The sequence below is a fragment of the Burkholderia latens genome (assembly GCF_001718795.1).
In the GTDB taxonomy this organism is placed as follows: domain Bacteria; phylum Pseudomonadota; class Gammaproteobacteria; order Burkholderiales; family Burkholderiaceae; genus Burkholderia; species Burkholderia latens_A.
In genome coordinates this window covers 36,997-61,196 of the sequence record NZ_CP013438.1, presented here as the reverse complement: position 1 = coordinate 61,196, position 24,200 = coordinate 36,997, and the positions used below count along the sequence as shown (strand labels likewise).

Annotated in this window: 23 protein-coding genes and 1 pseudogene; 9 read left to right on the top strand and 15 right to left on the bottom strand. The window is 64.1% G+C overall.

Annotation, left to right across the window (positions count from 1 at the left end; all coding sequences use genetic code 11):
• The first annotated feature begins 321 nt into the window (after positions 1–321).
• Together WK25_RS19790 and WK25_RS19785 are read left to right on the top strand one after the other, a co-directional pair.
• Positions 322–1,446, top strand: a complete 1,125-nt coding sequence (locus tag WK25_RS19790; RefSeq protein ID WP_040139008.1) for a DUF3182 family protein — start codon at positions 322–324, stop codon at positions 1,444–1,446.
• Positions 1,443–2,222 (top strand): alpha/beta hydrolase family protein, encoded by a 780-nt coding sequence (locus WK25_RS19785; protein ID WP_069242511.1) that lies wholly within the window; start codon positions 1,443–1,445, stop codon positions 2,220–2,222. Before WK25_RS19790 ends, WK25_RS19785 begins: the two co-directional genes overlap by 4 nt.
• A gap of 168 nt (positions 2,223–2,390) precedes the next feature.
• Here the strand turns inward: WK25_RS19785 and WK25_RS19780 are convergent, their stop codons facing one another.
• From WK25_RS19780 to WK25_RS19765, 4 genes are read right to left on the bottom strand one after another with little or no spacing between them, the layout of a single operon-like run.
• A complete protein-coding gene (locus tag WK25_RS19780) occupies positions 2,391–3,650 on the bottom strand; it encodes an MFS transporter (protein ID WP_069242510.1) in 1,260 nt (419 codons plus the stop codon).
• Positions 3,651–3,656: 6 nt separating this feature from the next.
• Positions 3,657–4,361 (bottom strand): 2OG-Fe dioxygenase family protein, encoded by a 705-nt coding sequence (locus WK25_RS19775; RefSeq protein WP_040139005.1) that lies wholly within the window; start codon positions 4,359–4,361, stop codon positions 3,657–3,659.
• 28 nt (positions 4,362–4,389) lie between these two features.
• The gene (locus tag WK25_RS19770) at positions 4,390–5,802 is read right to left on the bottom strand and encodes an ATP-grasp domain-containing protein (RefSeq protein WP_226209182.1); all 1,413 of its coding nucleotides are present in this window, start codon (positions 5,800–5,802) and stop codon (positions 4,390–4,392) included.
• Positions 5,799–6,983, bottom strand: a complete 1,185-nt coding sequence (locus WK25_RS19765) for a KamA family radical SAM protein (protein WP_040139003.1) — start codon at positions 6,981–6,983, stop codon at positions 5,799–5,801. The genes WK25_RS19770 and WK25_RS19765 overlap by 4 nt, the downstream gene beginning before the upstream one ends.
• 789 nt (positions 6,984–7,772) lie before the next feature.
• Here WK25_RS19765 and WK25_RS19760 point away from each other — a divergent pair.
• Both WK25_RS19760 and WK25_RS31355 read left to right on the top strand, forming a co-directional pair.
• A pseudogene (locus tag WK25_RS19760) lies at positions 7,773–8,162 on the top strand (alpha/beta hydrolase family protein); the annotation flags it as partial.
• Positions 8,163–8,327: 165 nt separating this feature from the next.
• Positions 8,328–8,747 (top strand): hypothetical protein, encoded by a 420-nt coding sequence (locus WK25_RS31355; RefSeq protein WP_156789065.1) that lies wholly within the window; start codon positions 8,328–8,330, stop codon positions 8,745–8,747.
• Between the two features lie 83 nt (positions 8,748–8,830).
• Here WK25_RS31355 and WK25_RS19755 read toward each other — a convergent pair whose 3' ends face one another.
• From WK25_RS19755 to WK25_RS19750, 3 genes are read right to left on the bottom strand one after another with little or no spacing between them, the layout of a single operon-like run.
• On the bottom strand, positions 8,831–10,240 hold the full coding sequence (locus tag WK25_RS19755) for a hypothetical protein (protein ID WP_069242508.1): 1,410 nt from the start codon (positions 10,238–10,240) through the stop codon (positions 8,831–8,833).
• The gene (locus WK25_RS30645) at positions 10,237–10,476 is read right to left on the bottom strand and encodes a PAAR domain-containing protein (RefSeq protein ID WP_226209192.1); all 240 of its coding nucleotides are present in this window, start codon (positions 10,474–10,476) and stop codon (positions 10,237–10,239) included. Before WK25_RS30645 ends, WK25_RS19755 begins: the two co-directional genes overlap by 4 nt.
• Complete coding sequence (locus WK25_RS19750; protein ID WP_226209180.1) at positions 10,388–11,809, bottom strand: type VI secretion system Vgr family protein; 1,422 nt, start codon at positions 11,807–11,809, stop codon at positions 10,388–10,390. The genes WK25_RS30645 and WK25_RS19750 overlap by 89 nt, the downstream gene beginning before the upstream one ends.
• Before the next feature lie 368 nt (positions 11,810–12,177).
• On the opposite strand from WK25_RS19750, the gene WK25_RS19745 reads away from it, so the two are divergent.
• Both WK25_RS19745 and WK25_RS19740 read left to right on the top strand, forming a co-directional pair.
• Positions 12,178–12,795, top strand: a complete 618-nt coding sequence (locus WK25_RS19745; protein WP_069242507.1) for a LysE family translocator — start codon at positions 12,178–12,180, stop codon at positions 12,793–12,795.
• Positions 12,796–12,905: 110 nt separating this feature from the next.
• Positions 12,906–13,154, top strand: a complete 249-nt coding sequence (locus WK25_RS19740; RefSeq protein WP_069243471.1) for a hypothetical protein — start codon at positions 12,906–12,908, stop codon at positions 13,152–13,154.
• A gap of 147 nt (positions 13,155–13,301) precedes the next feature.
• Here the strand turns inward: WK25_RS19740 and WK25_RS19735 are convergent, their stop codons facing one another.
• The 7 genes from WK25_RS19735 to pobA all read right to left on the bottom strand — a co-directional run bounded on the left by WK25_RS19735 (position 13,302) and on the right by pobA (position 20,365).
• Positions 13,302–14,660 (bottom strand): MFS transporter, encoded by a 1,359-nt coding sequence (locus tag WK25_RS19735; RefSeq protein WP_069242506.1) that lies wholly within the window; start codon positions 14,658–14,660, stop codon positions 13,302–13,304.
• Between the two features lie 234 nt (positions 14,661–14,894).
• Positions 14,895–15,281 (bottom strand): 4-carboxymuconolactone decarboxylase, encoded by a 387-nt coding sequence (pcaC, locus tag WK25_RS19730; protein ID WP_040138995.1) that lies wholly within the window; start codon positions 15,279–15,281, stop codon positions 14,895–14,897.
• Positions 15,282–15,291: 10 nt separating this feature from the next.
• Positions 15,292–16,077, bottom strand: coding sequence for a 3-oxoadipate enol-lactonase (gene pcaD / locus WK25_RS19725; RefSeq protein WP_069242505.1), 786 nt, complete (start codon positions 16,075–16,077; stop codon positions 15,292–15,294).
• A 16-nt stretch (positions 16,078–16,093) separates the two neighbouring features.
• The gene (locus tag WK25_RS19720) at positions 16,094–17,452 is read right to left on the bottom strand and encodes a 3-carboxy-cis,cis-muconate cycloisomerase (RefSeq protein ID WP_040138993.1); all 1,359 of its coding nucleotides are present in this window, start codon (positions 17,450–17,452) and stop codon (positions 16,094–16,096) included.
• Between the two features lie 105 nt (positions 17,453–17,557).
• Positions 17,558–18,214 (bottom strand): CoA transferase subunit B, encoded by a 657-nt coding sequence (locus tag WK25_RS19715; protein WP_040138992.1) that lies wholly within the window; start codon positions 18,212–18,214, stop codon positions 17,558–17,560.
• A gap of 60 nt (positions 18,215–18,274) precedes the next feature.
• Positions 18,275–18,988, bottom strand: a complete 714-nt coding sequence (locus WK25_RS19710; RefSeq protein ID WP_040138991.1) for a 3-oxoacid CoA-transferase subunit A — start codon at positions 18,986–18,988, stop codon at positions 18,275–18,277.
• A gap of 144 nt (positions 18,989–19,132) precedes the next feature.
• Positions 19,133–20,365 carry a 4-hydroxybenzoate 3-monooxygenase gene (gene pobA / locus WK25_RS19705; protein WP_040138990.1) on the bottom strand — a complete coding sequence of 411 codons (1,233 nt, stop codon included), beginning with the start codon at positions 20,363–20,365 and terminating at the stop codon, positions 19,133–19,135.
• 118 nt (positions 20,366–20,483) lie between these two features.
• Between pobA and WK25_RS19700 the strand changes: the two genes are divergently transcribed.
• The 3 genes from WK25_RS19700 to WK25_RS19690 all read left to right on the top strand — a co-directional run bounded on the left by WK25_RS19700 (position 20,484) and on the right by WK25_RS19690 (position 22,954).
• Complete coding sequence (locus WK25_RS19700; protein ID WP_069242504.1) at positions 20,484–21,410, top strand: LysR family transcriptional regulator; 927 nt, start codon at positions 20,484–20,486, stop codon at positions 21,408–21,410.
• A 111-nt stretch (positions 21,411–21,521) separates the two neighbouring features.
• On the top strand, positions 21,522–22,151 hold the full coding sequence (gene folE, locus WK25_RS19695; protein ID WP_040138988.1) for a GTP cyclohydrolase I FolE: 630 nt from the start codon (positions 21,522–21,524) through the stop codon (positions 22,149–22,151).
• Positions 22,151–22,954, top strand: coding sequence for an SDR family oxidoreductase (locus WK25_RS19690; RefSeq protein ID WP_069242503.1), 804 nt, complete (start codon positions 22,151–22,153; stop codon positions 22,952–22,954). The genes folE and WK25_RS19690 overlap by 1 nt, the downstream gene beginning before the upstream one ends.
• A 276-nt stretch (positions 22,955–23,230) precedes the next feature.
• Here the strand turns inward: WK25_RS19690 and epsC are convergent, their stop codons facing one another.
• Entirely contained in the window at positions 23,231–24,151 is a 921-nt protein-coding gene (epsC, locus tag WK25_RS19685; RefSeq protein ID WP_040138986.1) for a serine O-acetyltransferase EpsC, read from the bottom strand.
• Between the last annotated feature and the right edge of the window lie 49 nt (positions 24,152–24,200).

Here is a 24,200-nt window from a genome sequence, read left to right as displayed (position 1 = left end):
GCCGATCGCGGTGCGCACCAGTTTGCTGCGTCTTGGCCGCGGACGCCTTGCGCGCAGCCAAACGCCCGGCGCTTGCGTCGTGGCGTTCGGCCCGGACGCGCACCCGTTGTACTTTCCGCTGACGAACGTTCACGTCCGCGCCGTTCCGCGCGGCGCCGTGCTGACTACACGGCGCCCGCGCCAGTACACCCGATCGGGAACACCCGCGAACGAAACTTGCTCCGTCACTGCCACGAACGGCCTCGGCGTGCGGCCGCGACGATCGCGCGCTCCGCGCGAAAAGGGGGCAATTTGAAGCCGCTCAGCCATCGTGTGCCGGTCATGCCGGCACTCCCGGTCGTCCTCGTTCATTTTCGCGACGACGAGGCCGACCATGTCGGCCATGTCGCCGACACGCTGCGGCAACTCGGTGCGCAGATCGCCGAACTCAAGGGAACGCGGCTTGCGGGCGTCTTCCGTCCGACGCAGCGTTACCCTGCACACCGATACATGATTCCGGACGATACGCTCACACTGGCCCAGGCGCACACGCTCGGGGTGAAATCGGTACGCGATCTGTTCGGGGGCGTCGTCCCGTTTCCGTTCGTCGCGACCAAGGTCATCGCGCATCGTCTCGTCGAAGGCGCGCAAGCGAAGCCCCCCGGCTGGTCCGCTGCATTCGCCAAAAGCACTGCGTCGCTGACGCTGCCGGGTTACTCGGCGTTTTCGCGCGACGATGCGCGCACCGCCGTACGGCTGCTGCTGAACGACGGGCGTGTACGGATCAAGCGGCCCGATGGGATCGGCGGAACGGGCCAGGCGCTCGTGACCGACATGGCTGAAGCGGAAACCCAGCTTGCCGCGCTCGACGACCGCGCGCTGCGTACCGGCGGCGTTGTCGTCGAGCGCAATCTCGACGCGATCGAGACGCTGAGCGTCGGGCAAGTCATGCTGGACGATCTGGTGGCGAGTTACTGGGGCGTGCAGCATCTGACCGTGAACAACCACGGGCATCACGTCTACGGCGGCACCGATCTCGTCGTCGCGCGCGGCGGCTTCGACGTGCTGGCACAGCTCGACGTCACGCCCGACGTGCGCGACGCGATCGGGCGAGCATGCGCATTCGACGCCGCGGTGCAGCGCGATTACGCGGGATTTTTCGCGTCGAGGCGCAACTACGATGTCGCGTTCGGCACCGATGTGCACGGCGTGCGGCACTGCGGCGTGCTCGAGCAATCGTGGCGGATCGGCGGCGCAACCGGTGCGGAGATCGGCGCGCTGCGCATGTTCAGGGCGGATCCGCAGGTCGACGCCGTGGCTGCATCGACCCGCGAGATCTACGGCGACAATCCGGCGATACCGGCTGGCGCGCGCGTCGTCTATCGCGGAGTCGATCCCCGGGCGGGCGCGATCACCAAGTACTACACGGTCGACCGCCATCCGATACGAAGGAGCAGCAAGACATGACAGCGGAGCACTATCGCGTGCAGATCAAAGTCCAGAACGGCTACCTCGACGGTACCGTGCTCGCGCCGAAGACCACCGTGGCCGGCGTTCTGTTCGTGCACGGTTGGGGCGGCAGCCAGGAACAGTATCTCGAGCGAGCGCGGCAGGCGGCGGCGCTCGGTTGCGTCTGTTTGACGTTCGATCTCACCGGGCACGGGCGCACGTTCGAGCAACAGCAAAACGTCACGCGCGAGACCCATCTTCGCGACCTGCTCGCCGCTTACGACACGCTGGTCGATCATCCGCTGGTCGATCGCGACGCCGTCGCCGTGGTCGGCAGCAGCTACGGCGGCTACCTCGCGACCATCCTGACGGAACTGCGTCCCGTACGCTGGCTGGGGCTGCGCGTACCGGCGCTCTATCTCGACGACGGCTGGAATACGCCGAAGCGGGCGCTGCACGTGGAACACGACCTCGTCGCATATCGCAAACGCATCGTGCCGGCGTCGGACAACCGCGCGCTGCGCGCGTTGGCCCGATTTGCCGGCGACGTCCTGCTCGTCGAATCCGAGCATGACCAGATCGTGCCGCACACGGCGATCGCCAGTTATTTGCAGGCGTGTCTGTCTGCCCGCTCGATGACGTACCGCATCATCGAAGGCGCCGATCATGGGCTGTCGGATACGGCGAGTCAGCACGCGTATACGGCGCTCGTGGAGAAGTGGCTGGCCGAGATGATCGGCGGGCGGCGGGCGGGGGTACGCGGTGCGGCTGAGGCTGGGCCGGTGGGGGGGTAAGGACGTTCCATCGGCTCGATCAGCGTACTTGTCAGCTTCGTTCGAAATTCAGTTACGAAACCCAATTTCTGGTCGTTCCTGCGCCTGCAAGACGTGACGGCTCCGGCGCCGTCACATGCCGCCTGCGCCGAATACCATCACCATTCGCATCAAGGAAAACATCCGAAATTAGTCGATCTGCCGGACCGCTGCCCCCTGTGCCAGTCGTCTTTTGACGCCCGCGAACGCCAAGCCGGCCAGAGCGATGGATCCACAATAGAACAGCAGCGCCGTAACGTCCGTTCCGAGGCGCGAGAACACGAACCCGACCACCAGCATGCCCAATCCGAGGCCGGTGCGCTCGGCAACGTACGAGATGCCGATTACGCGATCGCGCGACGCGGCCGGTGTCGATTGCAGGAGCGAATAGTAGATTGTCTCCGTGGCGGCGTCGAAAATGCCTGCCAGCAAGACGAAGCCCAACATTCCCGGCATGCCGCCCACTTCGAACACGCCGAGGAAGCATGCGAAGGTCAGGATTAGCAATACGATGAAGTACGGCTCGAGCGGCTGTTGACGCGATTCGAGACGCTCCAGCAAGCGCGGCGTCACCGCCGCGGAGACGAGCCGTCCGACGCCCCACACCGCCATCAGCCAGCCATACAGAAACGCGGGCTGATTCGCGTCGAACAGCTGCGACTTGATCGGGAAGCCGACATTGTGCGTACCGGAGCCGAACGCTTCGACGAAGCGCGCGCCGATCACCAGCATCACGACGACCGGCAGATAACGTGCCGCGCGTGGCAGTGCGCCCGCCTCGGCAGCAGCGTGTGTCTCCTCGGTCGGTCGATGTCGGCGCGGCATGTTGCCCACCAGCATCAGAAACGCGATGGCGGAGATCGCGAACGTGATCGAATCGATCAGGAAGACGCTCTTGTAGGTCAGGTACTTCGTGATCACCGACGCAAGCAGGCTGCCGCCGACCACCGACACGCCGTCGGTCGCACTGAGAATCGCGTTGAAACGATGCCGGCCCGCCTGCCCGACCATTTCCGGAACCTCGGACATGATGGATACGCGGTATATCCCCTGGAAAAGGCCGATGAAGAAAGGCACGAAATAGATGAGCGACGCGTCGGCAGCCCGCGAGGACGTAGCCAGCATGCCGATCGCCAGCGCACTGCCCGCTTCCGCGACGAAGATCAGGGTACGGCGCGAGAACCGGCTAAGCCGCGGCACCGCGGCGCCGCCCACGACCGCACCCAGCAGGCGCGACGCCATCGTCAAGCCGAGCAGCGCGGCGGAGCCCGTGACCTCGAGCGCGTAGGTCGCCAGAACGATGCTGATCATCGTCGAACTGATGTCCGAGATCGTCTTGAACGACAACCACACATACAACTGCGCCAACGAAGACGAAGCGCGTTTTTCTAGAACCAGCTCGGATTTCATGACAGCTTATCTCGCTGAGGAAAAGGAAATCAGCAACATGTCCCGGAATGCGGGTTCGTCAGGGTCGGCTTGCTGAACGGCATTGGCACTGTGGTACAGCACGGCGTCGTTCACAACCACGGTATCGAGGAAATCCGTCAGCGGCCGTGCGAACAACGGAACCGCGGAATCCTTCGACGCGTGGATCTCCGACACGACCGGGCGAATATTGCGACTGTCGATGAAATGCATGAAGACCCAGTCCAGCCCGTCCTGGTGAATCCCGGACGTGGTCGGACTGACCTCACCTCGTTCCGCAATGATCCGGAACAGATGAACATCAATCTTGTATTCCCGCCCGACAATCAACCGATCCCCGAGAATGGCGATGTCGACGTCCAGCAACTGGTGGAGAATCGCACTGTCGATGAAGGAGTCCTCCGCGTAGGTCAGGCGATTGACACCGGGCACGTAGTCGACGTCGTAGGTCGCGGCTGGTTCGAAATTCGTGTTCCGGTCAACTTCCAGCGGCTGGCCCGGCGTGAAGCGATACAGCAGGAAGCGCCGCTCGCGTCGCGTGTAGCGCTTGTAGTTCTCGTCGACGACAAGGCGCTCCCAGTGACGCTTGAACGCGACGGCCTCGTCGTCATCGTAGAGGATCGCACCGTGGAGGCGCGGCGCATGGCAATAGCCGTTGCGATTCAGATCGTCGATGACTGTATCGATGGACATGGTGTCTTCCGTGCGTCGAGCCATTCGTTCACGAAACGATTTCCGGCTCGAGCTCGCGCACGATCCGATCATAGAGGTCGATCGCATGAGCGCGTCCATTCACTGCCGCCCAGCCCTTCAGCAGATAGTTTTCCTCGATGTCCGCTCGAACCTGGCTACCTACCGGGCAAGCGACCTTGCATTCGATGATCGCGGGATCGGCGACTACGGAATCGAGCCCGTGGATTCCGTTGAAGGTTCCGCTCGCCTCTGGAAACAGCGCGAACATCGAGTAATGCTGACGCCCGTCCGCCACGCGCGCGCAAGCGCTGCGCATGCGTTCGTGCAGCCCGGACGCCTGTGTCAGCATCAGCAGATAGAGCTCGTACGGATCGAGGCCGGCGATGTCCTTAAGCGCCGCGTTCACATAAAGTCCGCCGAGCCGCGGATTGATCTCGATGACAATCGGGCCGGCGGCCGACAGGCGGAACTCGAGGTGCACGATCGCGTTGCGCAAGCCGATCGCTTCGAGACAATCGACCGCATACCGATTGATCTCGGCGATCGCGGGCGCCGGAAAGGACACCGGCGGCGAGATCAGCAGATTTTCCAGCACAGTGCCGAGCTTCTCGGTCAGGATCAGCTTTTCGTTGATCAGCACCGGATAAACCTTATCGTCCACGATCACGCATTCGACGCTGCCTTCGACGCCGTCAATGTACTGTTCAAGCAGGATGCTCTTGCCCGGCTCATAGTGAACCGGGGCACCGTCACCGGCGCGGACGTCGTGCGGCATGCCGTAGTAGTCCGAGACCACTGCCTGACCATGTTGCGCCGTGAATCGCTGATAGTGATCGCGCAATTCGTCCCAGTCGCGGCATTTGGCGGTAAAGGCCGAGCCCGCGCCGTACGGCGGTTTCGCGATCAGCGGATAGCCCACTGCGTCGGCGGCTTCGCGCAATGAGTCGATATCGCTGCACATTGCGTGCCGAATCGACCGTACCCCCCGTTCGTGCAGCGTCGCACGCATCAGGAATTTGTTGTTGCAGGCGGCGACGGCCGCCGGCGGAGAATGGACTCGGCCGGTCATCCTGCAAACCTCGGCGACCACCGCGCCGACTTCGCCATAGGCCGACGCCTGCCCGGCATAACAAAAGACCGCCTTCACGTCATAGTGCGCGTCGAGACGCTCGAGCAACCTCAGCAGCGATTCGACGGAAAGTGAATCGAGCCGCCACGTGTCGTCGTGCCCCGCGCCTGCATCGCCGTCCGCCTGCACGTGCTGGCACACGACAGCCGTCAGGCACGCGAGCCCCATCTTGCGAGCGACCTCGAAGTGATAATCGCGATAGCTGGTCAACGACAGCAAGGAGCCCTCGATTTGCACAAACAAAACCGCGTCTTGTCGCATGTTTTCACCTGGATGAGGAGTCAGTCCGCACACCGCCTGGCGCCCGTTCAACTGTCGATCCAGTCGCACGTTTCGCCCTGCCAGTTGACGAACCGGTAGATGCGTTGTTCGCCGGTTTCCACAAACTGCGGGATGTCGCCCTCGTCTTCGAACAGCGGCACCGTAAACTTCCCTTTCGCATGAGGCAGCACGTACTCCGGCATCGCGACGTTCGAAACGCGCCGCTTCAGTCGGTTCATGATGCGAATGGCGTCGCGGATCGAGGCCTTGTAGACCGACGCGCCCGGCGAGAACGGCATGAAGTGATACAGGTAGTACGGTTTGACGCCTCGGCGATACAGTTCGATGAAGAGTCGATGCAGCGTCTCCTCGTCATCGTTGATGCCGCGCAGGAACGGCATGTTGGAAAAGACGATCGGCACCGCCGAGCGAATCCGCTTCACTGCGTCCGTGAAGGCCGGGCTAAGTTCGTCCGGATGGCAAACGTGAACGCCGAACGAGTTCACCCGATACCGTTCGAGCATTGCGACCAACTGATCGGTGACCCGGTACGGATTGAAGGTGAGCGATCTGGAATGAATCCGGATCAGGAGATCGCGTCCGATATCGCGGAGGGCGGAGAGATGCTCGTCGAGCTTGGCGTCGGAGAGCATCAGCGGATCGCCGCCACTCAGAATGACCTCCTCGATCGCCGGATTCTGCTTGATATAGGCCACGCTTTCGCCGAACGTGTCCCGGCTGGCCTTGGTCTTTTCGCTATTGACTTCAAGCGTGCGGAGCGCCTCGAAGCAGAACTGGCAATACGAGTTGCACGTATTGACCATGCGCAAAATAACGCGATTGTCGTACTTGTGCTGACAGATCGGCGTCTTCATTTCATGCGCGAGTTCCCAATTTTCCGATTCGCCGTCGTAACCGCCGACAATTTCGTCGCTCCAGAAGGGGACGACCTGGCGCCAGAGCGGATTCCGGATGATGTCCGTGTCGCCCTGCGAGTCGCGAATCAAGCGGAGGTAATAGGGGGTAATCTGGAGCTTGCGGCCGTTCAGATTGTTCTGAATGTGTGAACTCAGTTCGTCAGACCAGCCGCCGCAGGCCTCGCGCAGCGATGCTTCCTCGCGGATGGTGTTTCGTTGCTGCCAGCGCCAGTCGCGCCATTCGGCCGACGCGACGTCGAAACCCCGATAGTTATCCGAATATTTTTTTTCGCCATCAGAAATCTCAATCAACATTTTACTCGGCCCTCTCTAGACCAACGAAATGCGATCAACGCGTCGCTCGGCTCACGAATTCGACGCAGCTCATAATCCGAGCGCCATCAGAAATCCACCCGACACCACATTCAATCGAAATGAGGCCTATACATTAATCATAAATAAAGGTCGAGCGCCCATATCGTCATCATTCCGCCAGCCGCCGCGAACACATTTATGCACACGGAATTCCATTCAGTCGTGGATATTCATACATACGGTAGCGGCAGAAGACGCAACGCACGGCGCTACCCAATAGCTTAATATGGCCGTTACACTGCCTGCCCTGCTCGCGGACATAGATGGGTATCGATTGAAATAAAATGCTTTCCGAATTCGAGAAACGGCAGTTCCCGTCTCACGCTCAGTCGCGATTCCCGGGAACAATTTCATCCATACAAAACCATTTCTCGTCACCGCCTCGCCGAATAGATTTGAAAGCTTTTCCGTCCCCGATATAAACGCCCGCTATCAACGAGCCTCAATCCTAAGTTAACAAAATTAAGTAGCGCAAGAAAAATTTTGCCCGCCATCCATAACACGTCGGGTGAATTCGCGTTTTTTACAATTACCAATCGGCATCAATTCGACACTTCAAGTATTACGCACCTCGCAAAAACGTCAGGTTAAATGCATCCGTCGACGCTAGAACAATTAATCCTTCCCAAATTATGAAGACACCCGTCATCAAGATGAATTTGCATTAATACCCATGTCGAGGATTTCACGGCAGCCTCTCTTACAGTTTGATAGCAAAATCACCGTACTCCGATGGTCGATCGCGATGCCATCGCCGTGGTCGGCAGCAGCTACGGCGGCTACCTCGCGACCATCCTGACGGAGCTGCGCCCCGTACGCTGGCTGGGCCTGCGCGTACCGGCGCTCTATCTCGACGATGGCTGGAATACGCCGAAGCGGGCGCTGCACGTGGAACACGACCTCGTCGCGTATCGCAAACGGATCGTGCCGGCGTCCGACAACCGCGCGCTGCGCGCGTTGGCCCGATTTGCCGGCGACGTCCTGATCGTCGAATCGGAGCACGACCAGATCGTGCCGCACACGGCAATCACCAATTATCTGCAGGCGTGTCTGTCTGCCCGCTCGATGACGTACCGCATCATCGAAGGCGCCGATCATGGGCTGTCAGATACGGCGAGCGGGCCTCGCGGGCCTGTTTGAAATCCCGATGCGCCACCGGGATCCTCGCGGCACGCTCGGATCGGCCGGGACCTTGCTCGGCGATTGCGGCACGATGGCGGGTGGATCGGGATTCGCTTGCGCATCCGGCAAGTCGAAAGCGCGCAACGCACTCACGATCCCGGGATGCGCTGCGACGCGATCCATTTCGGCCTCTGCCGCCGCTTCCGCTGCGGTGACGCCAAGGATTGCGCGGCGATGATCGTTGCACGCATGATCATTCACGCGGACAACGTAACGAGAATCGGGACGGGTATTTCGAGGAGCAACCATACTTGTCGGGCTCTCGGAAAGGGTGTCGATCCGAATTGCCGCTTCACGCATCCAGCCATGTGCGCAGCGTATACGTTTCTACGACTCAGCCTCGGTGGTCAGGCAGAGGCCGCGAAAATCTATCGGTTCTCGTATTTGTCCAACTGTGGGATCTGCGAACAGGTGTTCGGTGCAGCGCTTCAACTGCGGGGAATACTTTCGATTTCTACTTGGCTAAAGAAGGGCAAATTCAGCGAGGCGGCCGAAGCCGCACGCATTGCAGGACTTTCCTGATGCAATCAAACACCGCGCGCCTCCGCACCATCGATAGTGAGCGGCATGTTCAGTCTTATCACCCAGCCATGCATCGTGCCCCCTCATATCCGTGCTCCTGCGCGCCACAATTTCTGGTAGAAGTCGTCCTCCAGCAAGCGCCGCCTCAGAAACGAACCGCCAATCTGGATCAGAAACAGGAACACAAACCCGGCTAGGCACGCCCAGAACCATCCAGAGGAAGCGCCCAGAGCATTCAGCGCCACCATGATCAGGAGAAGGCAGCAGGATCCGCCCACTGTGACCGACAGGCTGAGCGAGCGCATATACTCCGCCTCGACGCGAGGCACGGGCGCAGGCTGTGTACCGACCAGATTCAACCGCACCTTGTGCGCAGTCGGCGTAGCGACCATCTGCGCGCCCTGTCCGTGCGCCACCATCTGCGCCGCGAGCGCCTGGAGCAACAGCGCATTCACCGGCCCCGGCTTGCCGATTGCGCGATCGACATCGTGCGCCGACAGTTCCAACTCCGTTTCCTTGACCGCACCGAGCGTCGCATGCCGGCCTTGGGGCGGCAGATCACTCAGCCACAGATGCCGGATACGCGCGCGCGGCGTCTGTTCCGCAGCCAGCAGCGTTTCTACCGCGTCCAGCACGGAATCGGACGGCATCGCAATCGGGCGAAACAGCCGCGCTTGCGGACGCAGCTTTCCCTTGAAGCTCTCGAGCACGTGCGGCAAGGTCAGCAGCATCGCCACGGCCGCCTCCGACCAAACCGGCTCCTCACCGTCTGCATGCAGTTGACAGGCCAGCACCAGCCGGAAATCGCATTGCCAGCTCTTGCCGAACCAGGCATCAATTTGCGTTTGCTGCGCACCGAACGGCACCCAAACGAACTGCACAAGATCAGGCAGCTTCAGTTTCCGCCAGACCGCTCGCAGCTCCGTCAGATCATCCTTGTCGTTCGATTGCAGGATCACATCGACGACCCGGCGCGGCGCATGGCGCGAGAGGCTGGCCGAGAACGGCGTTACCAGCTGCTCGAGGATCGGCCCGAGCCGCGCCCCACCCGCCGCATCCTCGGTCTCGGGCAAGGCCAGAATCTTGCCGGGATGCATCGGCGCGCTGCCTTCGAGTCCCAACAGACGCTCGGCCAGTTCCGGCTCCGGTGTCAGCGTGATGCTGTTGACGACGACCACGTGAGCCTGCGTCCATTGCCGCCACGCCGCCCGCTCACTGCGGCATAGGAAATTCCACCAGTCGACGCGCTCGATCCAGTCCTCGTAGCCCGAATAGATCACCGCGCACACGGCTCCCGACACCAGCAGCGGCAGCAGCAAGGCACGCGCGAAGAACAGCTCGGACATCACCGGCTTTCCCTGCGGCCAAGTGAGTGCCGTAATGACGATGCCCCCGGTCTGAATGACGGCGATAGCGAGCACGCACCACCAGATTGACGGTGGCTTGCCGTACCGGTACTCCTCCACGCTCGGGATCACCCACGTCCGGCTCATGCGATTTTCATCCCCGTGCTGTTGGCGATCACGTGACTGCCGCAGTGTGTGCGGCACATATGCATGACCCATTTGCGGTCGCCTTCGCTGTAACCCTCGCTGCATTCGACGATCGGATTGTCGCCATGCTCGGGACACGTGACGACGTCATGCAGCAGCGCAACCTTGCGGCCGTCGAGGTCGAATGTCGACGATGCGGTCTTGACGACGCCGCCATGCGTCGTTGCGTCGCCCAGGCATACGGCCGGTCTGGCCCGGACCAGCGAACGGCTTGGCCAGGCGCATCGGACAGCTTTGCAGGCCCGGCACACGTTTGTCGCGATCCATATGGAGGTCGACGACGTAATCGCCGTCCTTGCCCAGATAGGGATCTTTCCAGCCGCCCGGCGACGCGATCGTTCCGGTGATGACCCCGTCGATCCTGGGCCAGGTTTCCTCCTTCAACGGCATCCGGTACTGACGATCGGATGGGATTGCGTCGAATTCGACGTGATAGGCTTGCTTGCGCGACGCGCGGCAGGTTACCCGCACCACGACCAGCCCGTGCTTCGCGTCAGGCAATGCCCGGTTCGACAGCTTCAGCACCGAGCCGGGCGTGAGATCCAGCATGTCGCATTCGCCGTGATACTCGACCTGCTCGGCCAGCGCCGCCTCGCGACGCAGCTGCGCCTCTTCCTTCGCCTCGTCCTCACTCAGGTTCGGCGTCCCCCACGCATACGCCTCGCCATACGTGGTGCGGTCCTCGTGGATCTGGCTGCCCGTCTCGATCGGCTCGGATACCGCCGTCTCGGCGCTGAACGTGCGCACCGTGTAGGTCGCGGGCAAGGTCTTCGCGCGCATTTCGAGTACGCTGACCGACTCGACACTGCGGGTTTCCAGTCCGCTGTGCGGCCGGTATGCGGCCGTCAGGCGGTCGGGGTCGCGACGATAGTGCGCATAGTCATCGCCGAAACGCACCAACTCACAGCGCTCGCCTTCCTCACACACAAACCAGATACCGGAACGACGGCACAGCCGTGTGATAAACGCCAGGTCATCTTCGCCCCATTGCATCACGAAGCTGCGCTTGCGATAGGTCCGGTGCAGCTTGAATGCAAAGCCGGCGAAGATCTTGTTGAACTCGTGCTCCCGCAGAATCTGCTCGATGATCTCCGGAATGGTCATATCCAGAAAAAATCGGCATTTCGGCACGTTGCGCAACAGTGCGAGCCGCGATTCCAGCACGATCTCGTAGAGTGACTGGTCTCGGTTGGTGTCCTTCAACGCAAACGCCGTCACCACGCCTTGCACGCGTCGCGCGCCTTCGGGCTGACTCCAGCGGTCACGCGGCGGCGGCTGGATCACGAAGGCGCCGATCCGATTCAGGAACTCATTACGCGACAGGTCATGCCGAGGATGAGTGAATTGAATCGTGTACCGGGTTGGCTCGCCGATGCCGCGCGTGCCGTCAAACGCGTAGATGTCGGCGAGCGCCGCATCGGGTGTACCCACCAGGTCCAGACTGTAAAACTGATGGATGTTGACACCCGCACGCGCGGTCGCATTGGAAATCACCGTACTCACCGACATGAACTGTCTCTATGGAACGTTTACGGAATACTCCGCGCGATCCTATTCGACCGGTGGACGGATTAACATTGGACTAGTATGAAATCCGCGTTGTGTGGGGCCAACCGAATCAGTAGCTGCGCGGCCTCGTCGGCGAGCGTCTTTCCTGAAAAGCTCGCGGAACACGTCCCAGAGTCGGGAAGGACAGGTTTTTATTCAACGACAACATATCGAGGCTGCGGACAACTTTCCTGGGAGCCAATGCCTCACTTCCCCTCATTCGCCCCCTCCCGTACCGGCAATCGTCAATCCAACTGTACCGGTACTGTACATAAAACCGTCGCTACACTGAACTCCATCCCGGTCTAGAACACGAATGGAGCCTCGCGATGGAATTCCTCACCCTCAGCGCATTGCCTGCCGGCATGCTGTTCGCGCTCGTCACGTCGATCACGCCCGGCCCCAACAACACGATGCTGCTCGCGTCGGGCGTCAATTTCGGATTCCGCCGCACGATGCCGCACCTGTTCGGCATCAGCGTCGGCGTCGCGATCTTGATGCTGTGCGTCGGCTTCGGCCTCGGCGAAGCGTTCCGCCGCGTGCCCCTGCTGTACACGATTCTCGAAGTGGCAAGCGTCGCCTACCTGCTTTACCTGGCCTGGCGCATCGGCACGTCCGGCGAAGTGAAGGCACACGGCGCCAAGCCGCGGCCGATGACGTTCATCGAAGCCGCCGCGTTCCAGTGGGTCAATCCGAAGGCATGGATGATGGTGCTGACTGCCGCCACGACGATCCGCCTGTCTGCTGATTACGGGATGAACGCCGCGTGGATGGCCGTCGTGTTCATCCTGATCGGCTTCCCCTGCATCAGCCTGTGGGCCGCGTTCGGCCAAGGCCTGCGCCGCTTCCTGTCGAACCGACGCGCGCTGCGCATCTTCAACGTGACGATGGCCGTGCTGCTGATCCTGTCGCTGTATCCGCTGGTCGCGCACGTACTGCCGCAGTGAGCACTCACAAGCGTACCCGTTGAGCTTCATCCCATGCAGGCGTACCCTTTCGGGACGGGCGCGTGCAATCGCTTCGGCGCTTGCACCGCTGCTCTGCACGGAGATTGCCGATGAAGCCATTGCTGAAAGCCGGCGAACGCATCGAGGGCATGCACTGGGTCGCCGAGTACCGCCCGCTCACGCACGACATCCGCGTGCTGCGCGAAAACGTGGAAGTGGGTACGTACTGCGCGCCGCCCACGCTGTTTGGCGACGAGGAAGAACTGGGCGCCGCGAACCACGACGATCATCGCAGTCAGGAAGCGGCGCTGCGCGCGTACCTGCGCAGCTTCGTCAAGGAACACGACACGGAGGAGTAGCGGCGCCCGTAGCGCGGCGGCCGCAATGGCAACGGGCCGCTGAAGCGGCCCGTGCCGACGTTGCGTATTGACCGGATTGGCAGGCAGCAGCCACCGCGACGATCGCAACACTTGCAGGGCCGGTGCATCGCCCAGCCCTGCTTTCGCTCAATGCCCGAGCGATTCCATCTTGCCGGCCGGCTGCGCGACGCCGTGCGGCCGCGCCATCTGCTTGATCAGCAACGCGACGCACGCGAGCAGGCCCGCGACGGCGATCGTCGCGAACACGCCCGCGAACGAGAAGTGCCGGCGCGTCAGCTCGGCAACGAGGAACGATCCGGCGATCCCGCCGAAGCGGCCGACACCGAGCATCCATGCGACGCCCGTCCCGCGCCCTTCTGTCGGATAGAACGCCGCTGCGAGCGCCGGCATCGACGATTGCGCGGTGTTCATCAGCACGCCGGCGATGAACACGACGAGCACGAGCAACCCCACATTCCCGGCCGCCTGCCCGATCGCATACACGCTGATCGCAGTCAGCGCATAGCACACGGCGATCACGCGGTTCGCGTTGAAGCGGTCCATCAGCACGCCGCACAGCACTGCACCGACGCCGCCGAGCGGGAACAGCGCGGAGATCAGCGTCGCGCTCTTCGGCGTGAGCCCGGCATCCTTCAGCAGGATCGGCATCCAGTTGATCGATGCGTAGAAGATCACGAGGCCCATGAAGTACGCAATCCACAGCATCACCGAGCCGACGATGTAAGAGCGCGACAACACGACGCCGAGCCCCTTGCCGCCGGTCTGCGGCGCGGCTTCGGTCATCGCGAACGAGCCTGCGTTCAGCGCGTCGCGCGAGATCCGTGCCAGCGTCCCGCGGATCCGGTCGACGCTCTGGCCGTGCGCGACCATGAAGCGCACCGACTCCGGCATCTTCAGCAGCAACAGCACCCCGAGCAGCAGCGGCGTCACGCCGCCAAGCATCAGCACGCTGCGCCAGCCGAAATGCGGAATCATCCAGGCCGCGAGAAAACCGCCGAACGCGGCACCGAGCGGGAAGCCGCAGAACATCAGGTTGATCACGGTCGCGCGGCGCTTGTCCGGGCAGAACTCGCCCATCATCGTGACCGCGTTCGGCATCGCTGCGCCCAACCCGACGCCGGTGATGAAACGCAGGACCGTCAGGTGCCCGATCGTGTTCGCAAACGCCGACACGAAACACGCGACGCCGAACAGGAACACCGAGCCGAGCAGCAGCGCGCGGCGTCCGAGGCGGTCGGACAACGGGCCCGACACGAGCGCGCCGCACGCAAGGCCGAACAGCGCGGCACTGAGCACGGGCGCGAGATCGGGTTTCGTGAGGTTCCACTCGCCGAGCAGCGACGGCGCGATGAAGCCGATCGCGGCCGTATCGAAGCCGTCGAGCAGGACGATCACGAAACACATGAGGAATACGAGCCATTGAAAGCCGCCGAACGGCTGCTCGTTGATGAAGGTCTGGACATCGACCACGGGGGTGCGGTTCATCGCTAGTCTCCTTGTCGGCCGGAACGGGCGCTTCGGCGCCGGCTCCGGTCGCATCCAACATTGATATATGCAACAAGCGCGGCCTCGTGGCCGCGCCTTCCTTCGTTCGCGCACCGATTCGCTGCCGGTGCGCGGTCGATCGTCACGGGCCGCCGGCATTGGCGGACCGCTTGACCGGATCAGTGCCGGTACTCAGGCGGCCGCGCCTGCGCGGCCCCGTCCGGGCGACTGCATCTAAGCGGCCGCATCCTGTTCCTTGAAGATCTTGTCCGCGAGGTGGAACGCCGAATTCGCGGCCGGCACGCCACAGTAGATCGCGGTCTGCAGCAGCACTTCCTTGATCTCGTCGCGCGTTACGCCGTTGTTGCGCGCGGCGCGCAAATGCAGCGCAAGTTCCTCGCCGCGGTTCAGCGCGACCATCATCGCGATCGTCAGCAGGCTGCGCGTATGGCGCGGCAAGCCGTCGCGCGTCCAGATCTCGCCCCACGCATAGCGGGTGATCAGGTTCTGGAATTCCTCCGTCACCTCGGTGCGGTTCTCGATCGAGCGGTCGACGTGTGCGTCGCCGAGCACCGCGCGACGCACCTTCATCCCTGCTTCGTAACGTTGCTGGTCGTCCATCTTCGAAACCTCACGCGGTCAGGAAGTCGAGCAGCGCACGGTTGAACCCGTCGGTGCACTCGATGTTCGAAATATGCGCGGCGTCGAATTCGACGTGACGCGCGCCGGGAATCGCCGCAGCGAGCGCACGGCCCTGATCGGGCGGCGTCGACATGTCCTTCGCGCCGGTCACGACGAGCACCGGCAATCCGATGCCCGTCACTTCGTCGCGCAGGTCGGCGGCGTTCAGCGCGTCGCAGTTCGCGGCATAACCGTCCTTGTCGGTATGCACGAACGTGTCGCGGATCGCATCGAACAGGCGTGGCTCGCGTTCGACGAACGCGTCGGTGAACCAGCGCGGCAGCACCGCATCAGCGAGCGCGCTCATCCCTTCGGCGCGGGCCTTCTGCGCACGCGGCGCCCATACTTCGGGCGAACCGATCTTGGCCGACGTGTTCGCGAGCACCGCACGCACGATGCGCGACGGGAAGCGTGCGGCGAGCGCGGCGCCGGTCAGGCCGCCCATCGAAATCCCGCAGAAATGCGCGCGCCCGATGCCGACGTGATCGAGCAGGCCGATCACGTCGGCCGCCAACTGATCGATGGTGTACGAACCGGCCGGCGCTTCGGAATGGCCGTGACCGCGCGTGTCGTAGCGCAAGATGTTGAAATGCTGCGAGAGCGGGCGAATCTGCGGCGCCCACATCTGAAGGTCCGCGCCGAGCGAGTTCGAGAAGACGAGCCACGGCGCATCGTCGCGCGCGGCACGGTCGATCCGGTAATGCAGTTTCACGCCGTTGACAGTGGCGAAGGGCATCTCAAGGTTCTCCTGGTTAATGCGCGCCCGCGTGCAGCGCGAGCACGGCGTCGACGTAGGCCTGCGCCTCGCCGACGTAATGTGCGGGATCGAGCAGCCGCGCAAGCGCTTCGCGCGACAGGTGGGCCGATACGGTCGCATCGGCGGCGAGCACGTCGAACAGCGTCGCGCCGGTGCGCACGGCCTCCTTCGACGCATGTTCGACGACGTGATGCGCATCGAGCCTGCCGATCCGGTCGCCGAGCGCGAGCATCACCGCTTCGCCGAGAATCAGCCCGTGCGTCAGGTCGAGGTTCGCGGCAAGGCGTTCGGTGTTCACGTCGAGGCCCGCGACGATCTGCGCGATCTGCGCGAGCGCGCCGCCGGTCAGCCGCGCGAGATCGGGCAATGCGTCCCATTCGGCCTGCCAGCCGCCGAGCGCGCGCTCGTGCTCCTGCACCATTCCCGCGAACACGGTCGCGACAAGGTTCGGTGCGCGCACTGCGGCAGTCAGCACGGCGGCGCAGCCGACCGGGTTGCGCTTGTGGGGCATCGTCGACGAGCCGCCCTTGCCGGCGGCGGCCGGTTCGCCGAGCTCGCCGACTTCGGTCTGCATCTGCAGCGACACGTCACGCGCGATCTTGCCGAGCGTGCCGGTCAACATCCCGAAGCACGACGCGGCTTCCGCGATGCGGTCGCGCTGCGTATGCCATGGCACGGCCGGCAACGCGAGCTTCAGGTCGGCCGCGAGCGCGGCGCTCACGCCGGCCGCGTGCTCGCGCAGGCTCGCCAGCGTGCCGGCCGCGCCGCCGAACTGCAGCACCAGCGCACGCGCGCGCAGCTCGGCGAAGCGCGCCCGATGACGCAGCAGCGCATCGAGCCATTGCGCGAACTTCAGGCCGAGTGTGATCGGGAGCGCCTGCTGCAGCCACGTGCGCCCGATCATCGGCGTCGCGCGATGCGTTCGCGCGAGCATCGCAAGCGACGCGCATGCTTCGTCGAGCAGCGGCTCCAATACGTCGAGCGTGTCGCGCAACTGCAGCACGGTCGCGGTGTCGATGATGTCCTGGCTCGTCGCGCCCCAATGCACGAACTTCGCGGCCTCGGGGTCGTCGGCCTTGACTTGCGCGGTGAGCTGCTTGACGAGCGGAATCGCGAGATTGCCGCCGAGCGCCGCGCCTTGCGCGAGCGCGTCCGCGTCGAGCCGGGCAGCGTCGCACGCGCGTTCGATCGGGGCGACCGCGGCGGCCGGAATCACATGCTGCGCGGCGAGCGCACGCGCAAGCGCGGCTTCGACGTCGAGCATCCGCTGGATCGTCGCGCGAGGCGACCAGATCCGGTTGAGCGGCTCGGTGCCGCAGATCAGGGAGGTCAGGCGAGCGCTGTCTTCGAGCATGGCATCGGAATGGGGAAACGGCGTGCGCCTATTGTCTACCCAAGCGGGCCGGTGTGCAGTCGATCAGACCGATCGGCCGATTGCACCCACCGGCACGCTTGCCGTTCAGGCGGCGGCCCTGCGCGTCGCGTCGATCAGCGGCACGCCGGTCAGCTTTTGCAGTTCGTCGAACGACAGGTCGGTGAAAATCTCGCTCACCGCGAGGCCGTCGGACGTCACGTCGAGCACGGCGAGATCCGTATAGATGCGGCTCACGCACTGCACGCCGGTGACCGGATACGAGCACTGCGCGACGATCTTGCTCTCGCCCTGCTTCGTCAAGTGCTCCATCATCACGAACACCTGCTTCGCGCCGATCGCAAGATCCATCGCACCGCCCACCGCCGGAATCGCATCGGGCGCGCCCGTATGCCAGTTCGCGAGATCGCCGTTCGCCGACACCTGGAATGCGCCGAGCACGCAGTAATCGAGGTGGCCGCCGCGCATCATCGCGAACGAATCGGCGTGATGGAAATACGCGCCGCCGGTCAGCAGCGTCACGTGCTGCTTGCCTGCGTTGATCAGCTCGTCGTCCTCGTCGCCGGGCGCGGGCGCCGGGCCCATGCCGAGCAGGCCGTTCTCGCTGTGCAGGAAGATCTCCTTGCTCGGATCGAGGTGGTTCGCCACCAGCGTCGGCACACCGATGCCGAGGTTCACGTAAGCGCCTTCGGGGATGTCCTGCGCAACGCGCCTGGCCATTTCATCACGGGTCAATCGTTTCATTTCGGGTCTCCGGTCGACCGGAGCGGGCGCGTCGGCGCTTGGCTCCGGTCCGATACAAGTTCACGCGGCTTGCGATGCACGTTCGGCGGCCAGCTCGGCCGCATGCGCGGCCTGCGGCACTTCGACGACGCGCTGCACGAAAATGCCCGGCGTCACGATGTGTTCCGGGTTCAGCCCGCCGAGCGGCACGACTTCCGACACCTGCACGATCGCGACCTTCGCGGCGCTGGCCATGATCGGCCCGAAATTGCGCGCGGTCTTGCGATAGACGAGGTTGCCCCAGCGATCGCCCTTGTATGCCTTCACCAGCGCGAAATCGGCGTGGATCGGCGTCTCGAACACATACGACTTGCCGTCGATCACGCGCGTTTCCTTGCCCTCCGCGAGCTTCGTGCCGAAGCCCGTCGGCGTGAAGAAGCCGCCGATGCCGGCGCCGGCCGCGCGAATCCGCTCCGCGAGATTGCCCTGCGGCACCAGTTCCAGCTCGATTTCGCCCGCGCGGTACAGCGCGTCGAACACCTGCGAGTCGCTCTGGCGCGGGAACGAGCAGATGATCTTGCGCACCCGCTTCGCCTTGAGCAGCGCCGCGAGGCCGGTCTCGCCGTTGCCCGCGTTGTTGTTGACGATCGTCAGGTTGCGCGCACCCTGCTCGATCAGCGCGTCGATCAGCTCGGACGGCATCCCTGCCGTGCCGAAGCCGCCGATCATGATGGTCGCGCCGTCGTGGACGTCCGCGACCGCCGATTGAAGCGATTCGAAAATCTTGTTGACCATGTCTCTTCCTGATACGAACCCGCGGCACGATGCGCGGCCTGTCGAGGGGACACGCGCGTGTCGCGTGCCGCGCCGGAAGGCCGGCGTCGACCTTCGGTTTGTTCGCTACTCGAACCTAGATTCGATTAGCGAACGATGGGCCGATCATAGAGTCGCGCAGAGCGCGTTGTCAAGGCGGGATCCCTCGGGGGTCGGCTGATCGTCGAACGGCAGACCGACGTAGTTTTCGGCCAGCGACTGCGCGGCCGCTCGCGAGCGCGTCACGTATTTCAGCTCGGCAAACTTGAGGCGATTGACGAACGGCGAGTCCTCCGGCGACGAATGCAGCATGTTCGTCATGAAGTACGAGAAGTGCTCGGCGCGCCACACGCGTTCGAGGCAGGTCGCAGAATAGCGCTCCAGCGGCGTCGTGTCGCCGTTGCGATAGCGTGCGCCGAGCGCTCGGGACAGCGCGCGGACGTCGGCCACCGCGAGATTCATCCCCTTCGCGCCGGTCGGCGGCACGATGTGCGCGGCGTCGCCCGCCAGGAACAGGCGGCCATGCTGCATCGTCTCCGACACGAAGCTGCGCATCGGCGTCACGCTCTTCTGGGTGATCCGGCCCTCGGTCGGCGTCCAGCCGGTGTCGTTCGAGAAGCGGGTGTGCAGCTCGTCCCAGATCCGCGCGTCGGACCATTCGGCGAGGTCTTCGTCGGGCTTGCACTGCAGATAGAGACGCGTGACCGTCGGCGAGCGCATCGAGAACAGCGCGAAGCCGTTGTCGTGATGCGCGTAGACGAGTTCGTCGAGCGACGGCGCCGCATCGGCGAGGATGCCGAGCCATGCGAACGGATAGACGCGCTCGAACGTGTTCAACCGTTCGGCGGGAATCGTCTGGCGCGCGATACCGTGGAAGCCGTCGCAGCCGGCGATGTAATCGCAATCGATGCGGTCCGGGCGGCCGTCCGCGTGTTTGAACGTGACGAACGGGTGCTCGCTTTCGACATCGTGCAGCGCGACGCCGGTGACTTCGAAGTGCATCTGGTGGCCGTGCGCGTCGCCGGCCGCGATCAGGTCGCGCACGACTTCATGCTGGCTGTAAACCGTGATCGCCCGCCCGCCGGTGAGCGCGCTCAGGTCGATGCGATGCCGCTGGCCGGAGAACAGTAGCTCGATGCCGTGATGTTCGAGCCCTTCGCGGCGCATCCGGTCGCCCAGACCCGCTTCGTTCAGCGTATCGACGGTGCCCTGCTCGAGCACGCCGGCACGGATCCGGTTTTCGCAGTATTCACGTGAGCGCGCTTCGACGAGGATCGAATCCACGCCTTGGAGGCGCAGTAGATGGGAAAGCAAAAGGCCGGACGGGCCGGCGCCGATGATGGCGACCTGAGTGCGCATTGTTCGTCTCCAGAACTTTGGTTCGAGTAATGGAAACAATTTGAGCGCTTTCCCGACTATGCGGCAACGCGATTTTGGAGATAAGTTGTATGCGTTTTCTGGATACTGGCCTGCTGCGATGAACCCGCTCGACCTCAACCTGATTCCGTACCTCGTCGCGCTCGACGACACGCGCAACGTCAGCCGCGCGGGCGACCTGCTCGGCGTGAGCCAGCCGCGCGTGAGCACCGCGCTCGGCCGGCTGCGCGAGTACTTCGGCGATCCGCTGTTCGTGCGCACGTCGCGCGGGATGGAGCCGACGCCGCGCGCGCTCGCGCTGCTGCCGGCCGCGCGCGACGCGCTCGCGCAGATCGAGCGCGGCCTGGTCGCGCCGCACGACTTCGAGCCTGCGGCAAGCACGCACACGTTCTCGATCGCGCTGTCGGACGTCGGCGAGATCGTGTTCCTGCCGAAGCTGCTGCAGGCGTTCGCGACGCACGCGCCGCACGCGAACCTGCGCTCGGTATCGCTCGCGCACGACGAACTCGGCCGCGGCCTCGAAGCGGGCTCGATCGATCTTGCGGTCGGCTACTTTCCCGATCTCGACGGCAACAACTTCTTCCAGCAGCGTCTGTTCACGCACCGGTTCGTCTGCCTGATGCGGCGCGGCCATCCGCTCGAACAGGCCCGCCCGTTCACGGCCGAGCAGTTTCTGTCGTGCGGGCACGCGGTGGTGCGCGCCGAAGGACGCAGCCAGGAGGTGCTCGAAAAATACCTCGCGAAGCAGCGCATGCACCGGCGCGCGGTGCTCGAGACGCCGCACTTCATGAGCTTGCCGTTCATCCTGAGCCGCACCGACCTCATAGCAACGGTGCCGCATGCGATCGGCTACGCGTACGCGGCCGAACACGCGTTCATCGTGCCGGTCGAACCGCCGCTGCCGCTGCCGCGCTTCGACCTGAAGCAGCACTGGCATCGCAAGTTCCACAACGATCCGCGCACCGCATGGCTGCGCGGCGTGGTCGCGTCGCTGTTCAACGACGAGCAGGACGAATGGCCGAAGTAAATGCGGCCGAATGGCCGGCGAACGGCGTCCGCACGCACGACCCGCGAAAGCATGAAACAATGACCGGATATCCGCGCCGCCGCAGGCGGCCGCATTCGATGGAGCGACTAGATGGGTAAAAAAAACGCGCGGCCCGAGCCGGCCGCATCCCGCCCGAGCCGGGAGGAAGCGGAGGATGCCGTTCGCGTGCTGCTGCGCTGGGCCGGCGACGATCCGAACCGCGAAGGGCTGCTCGACACGCCGGCGCGCGTCGTGCGCGCATATGAAGAGTTCTTCGCCGGCTATGCGCTGGAGCCGCGCGACATCCTCGCCCGCACGTTCAGCGAGGTCGACGGCTACGACGAGATGATCGTGCTGAAGGACATCCGCTTCGAGAGCTACTGCGAGCATCACATGGTGCCGATCATCGGCCGCGCGCACGTCGCGTATCTGCCGAACCATCGGGTCGTCGGCATCTCCAAGCTCGCGCGCCTGGTCGACGCGTTCGCGAAGCGCCTGCAGATTCAGGAAAAGATGACCGTGCAGATCGCTGACACCCTGTTCGACGTGCTTCAGCCGAAGGGTGTCGGCGTGATCCTCGAGGCTGCGCATCAGTGCATTTCGACGCGCGGCGTGCATAAGCCGGGCGTCGAGATGGTTACGTCGCGCATGCTCGGCACGTTCCGCACCGATCCGTCGACGCGACGCGAATTCCTGTCGATCGTCGCGAATCCTTCTTCAGTCAACCTGACGAACACGTAATGCAGTCCACGAAGCAAACGGCGGACGCGCCGGTCGTGCTCGTGACCGGCGCCGCGCGCCGGGCCGGGCGCGCGTTCGCCGAGTATTTCGCCGCGCACGGCTATCGCACCGCGGTGCACTACGATCGCTCGGCCGATGCCGCGCACGCGGCGGCACACGCGATTGCCGAGCGCGGGCCCGATTCGGCCGCACTGCGGGCCGACCTGTCCGACGCCGCGCAAATCACCGCGCTGATCAATGAAGTCTATGCGCGCTTCGGCCGTCTCGACGTACTGGTCAACAATGCGTCGGTGTTCTGGCAGGACCATTTCCCGAGCTTCGATCTGGCAGCGTTCGACCAGGCGTGGGCAGTCAACTGCCGCGCGCCGATCGTGCTCACGCGTGCATTCTACGAACGGGCGCGCGCGGCCGGCACGCAGGGTGTCGTCGTCAACGTGGTCGACCAGAAGATCAAGGAAAACTTCCACCGCGACCACTTCAGCTACACGGTCGCAAAGGCCGCGCTCGGCAACCTCACGCAGATGCTGGCACTGTCGTCCGCACCGGTATTGCGCGTGAATGCGGTGTTCCCCGGGCTGATGCTGCCAAGCGACGACCAGACGCAGGCCGACTTCGAACACGCGAGCCGCGCCTCGACGCCGCTCGCGCGCATCGCGGGGCCCGACGACGTCGCGAGCGCGATCCTGCTGCTGACGGGCAGTGCGTACAACGGCGTCGATTTCGTTGTCGATGCGGGGCAGAATCTGATTCGTGTCGACCAGGACGTGCTGTACAAGCATCGTTCGCCGGACGGCAAGCACTGACCGATCGGGCGTCGAAAGGCCCGCCCGCGCGGTCGCTTTCGTGCGTCGGTGTGCGGTGCGTCGGTGTGCCGTGTGGCGCGATCGCGTCGCACACGACGGACGGCGCCGGCCGCGCAGCAGCCGCCCCATCTTGCGTCGCCGGCCGCGCGCCGGTCGGAATCGCGTCGCACGTGAAGCAGCACGACGCGCTTCGCCTCCGTCTTCAATCGCTCGGCGCCAACGGCATTCGAGCCGTTTGCGCGCCGCCGTTACGCCGCCCGCCACGCGCAGGCCGCGTTACGGCTTGTCCGCACTGCCGCCTTCGCGAACCTTCCCTTGCGCGACGCTCGTGCCGGGCGGCACGCTGTGCGTGAGCCACACATTGCCGCCGATCACCGAGCCGCGCCCGATCGTCACCCGGCCGAGGATCGTCGCGCCCGCATAAATCACGACGTCGTCCTCGACGATCGGATGGCGCGCATTGCCCTTGACCAGCGCGCCGTCGCCATCGGCCGGGAAGCTCTTCGCGCCGAGCGTGACGGCCTGGTACACGCGCACGCGCTCGCCGATGATCGCGGTCTCCCCGATCACGACGCCGGTGCCGTGGTCGATGAAGAAACTCGGGCCGATCTGTGCGCCCGGGTGGATGTCGATGCCGGTGGCCGAGTGCGCGATCTCGTTGATGAAGCGCGCAAGCAGCGGCACGCCGAGCCGGTGCAACGCGTGCGCGAGCCGATGGTGCATCATCGCGAACACGCCCGGATAGCACAGCAGGATCTCGGTGATGTGCTGCGCGGCCGGATCGCCGGCATAAGCTGCCTGGATGTCGCTGACCAGCAGCGCTCGAATCGCCGGCAACTGCCGTCCGAATTCGCGCGCGATCTCGAATGCGCGTTCGTCGAGTTCCGCGAACGGCGTGTCCGCGTGCTCCGGCAGGAACGGCAGCGCCCGGCGAATCTGTTCGGACAGGATCCGCAGTGTGCTTTCGAGCGTATGGCCGACGTAATAGTCGACGCTTTCGTCGGTCAGATCCGGCGCGCCGTAGTGCGTCGGAAACATCGACGCGCGCAGGCCGGTGACGATCTTGCAGATCGCGTCGCGCGACGGCAATTCGCGGATGCCGCGCGGATGACGCGTGCGATGAAGTTCCTCGCGCGATTCGCGCAAGCCGGCGACGATTTCTTCGAGGCCCCACTGACGGGCGGGTGATGTCGACATATGCCAATGCAGGCAGCCGCGCGCGTTCGCACGGCCGCTAATAAAGTGA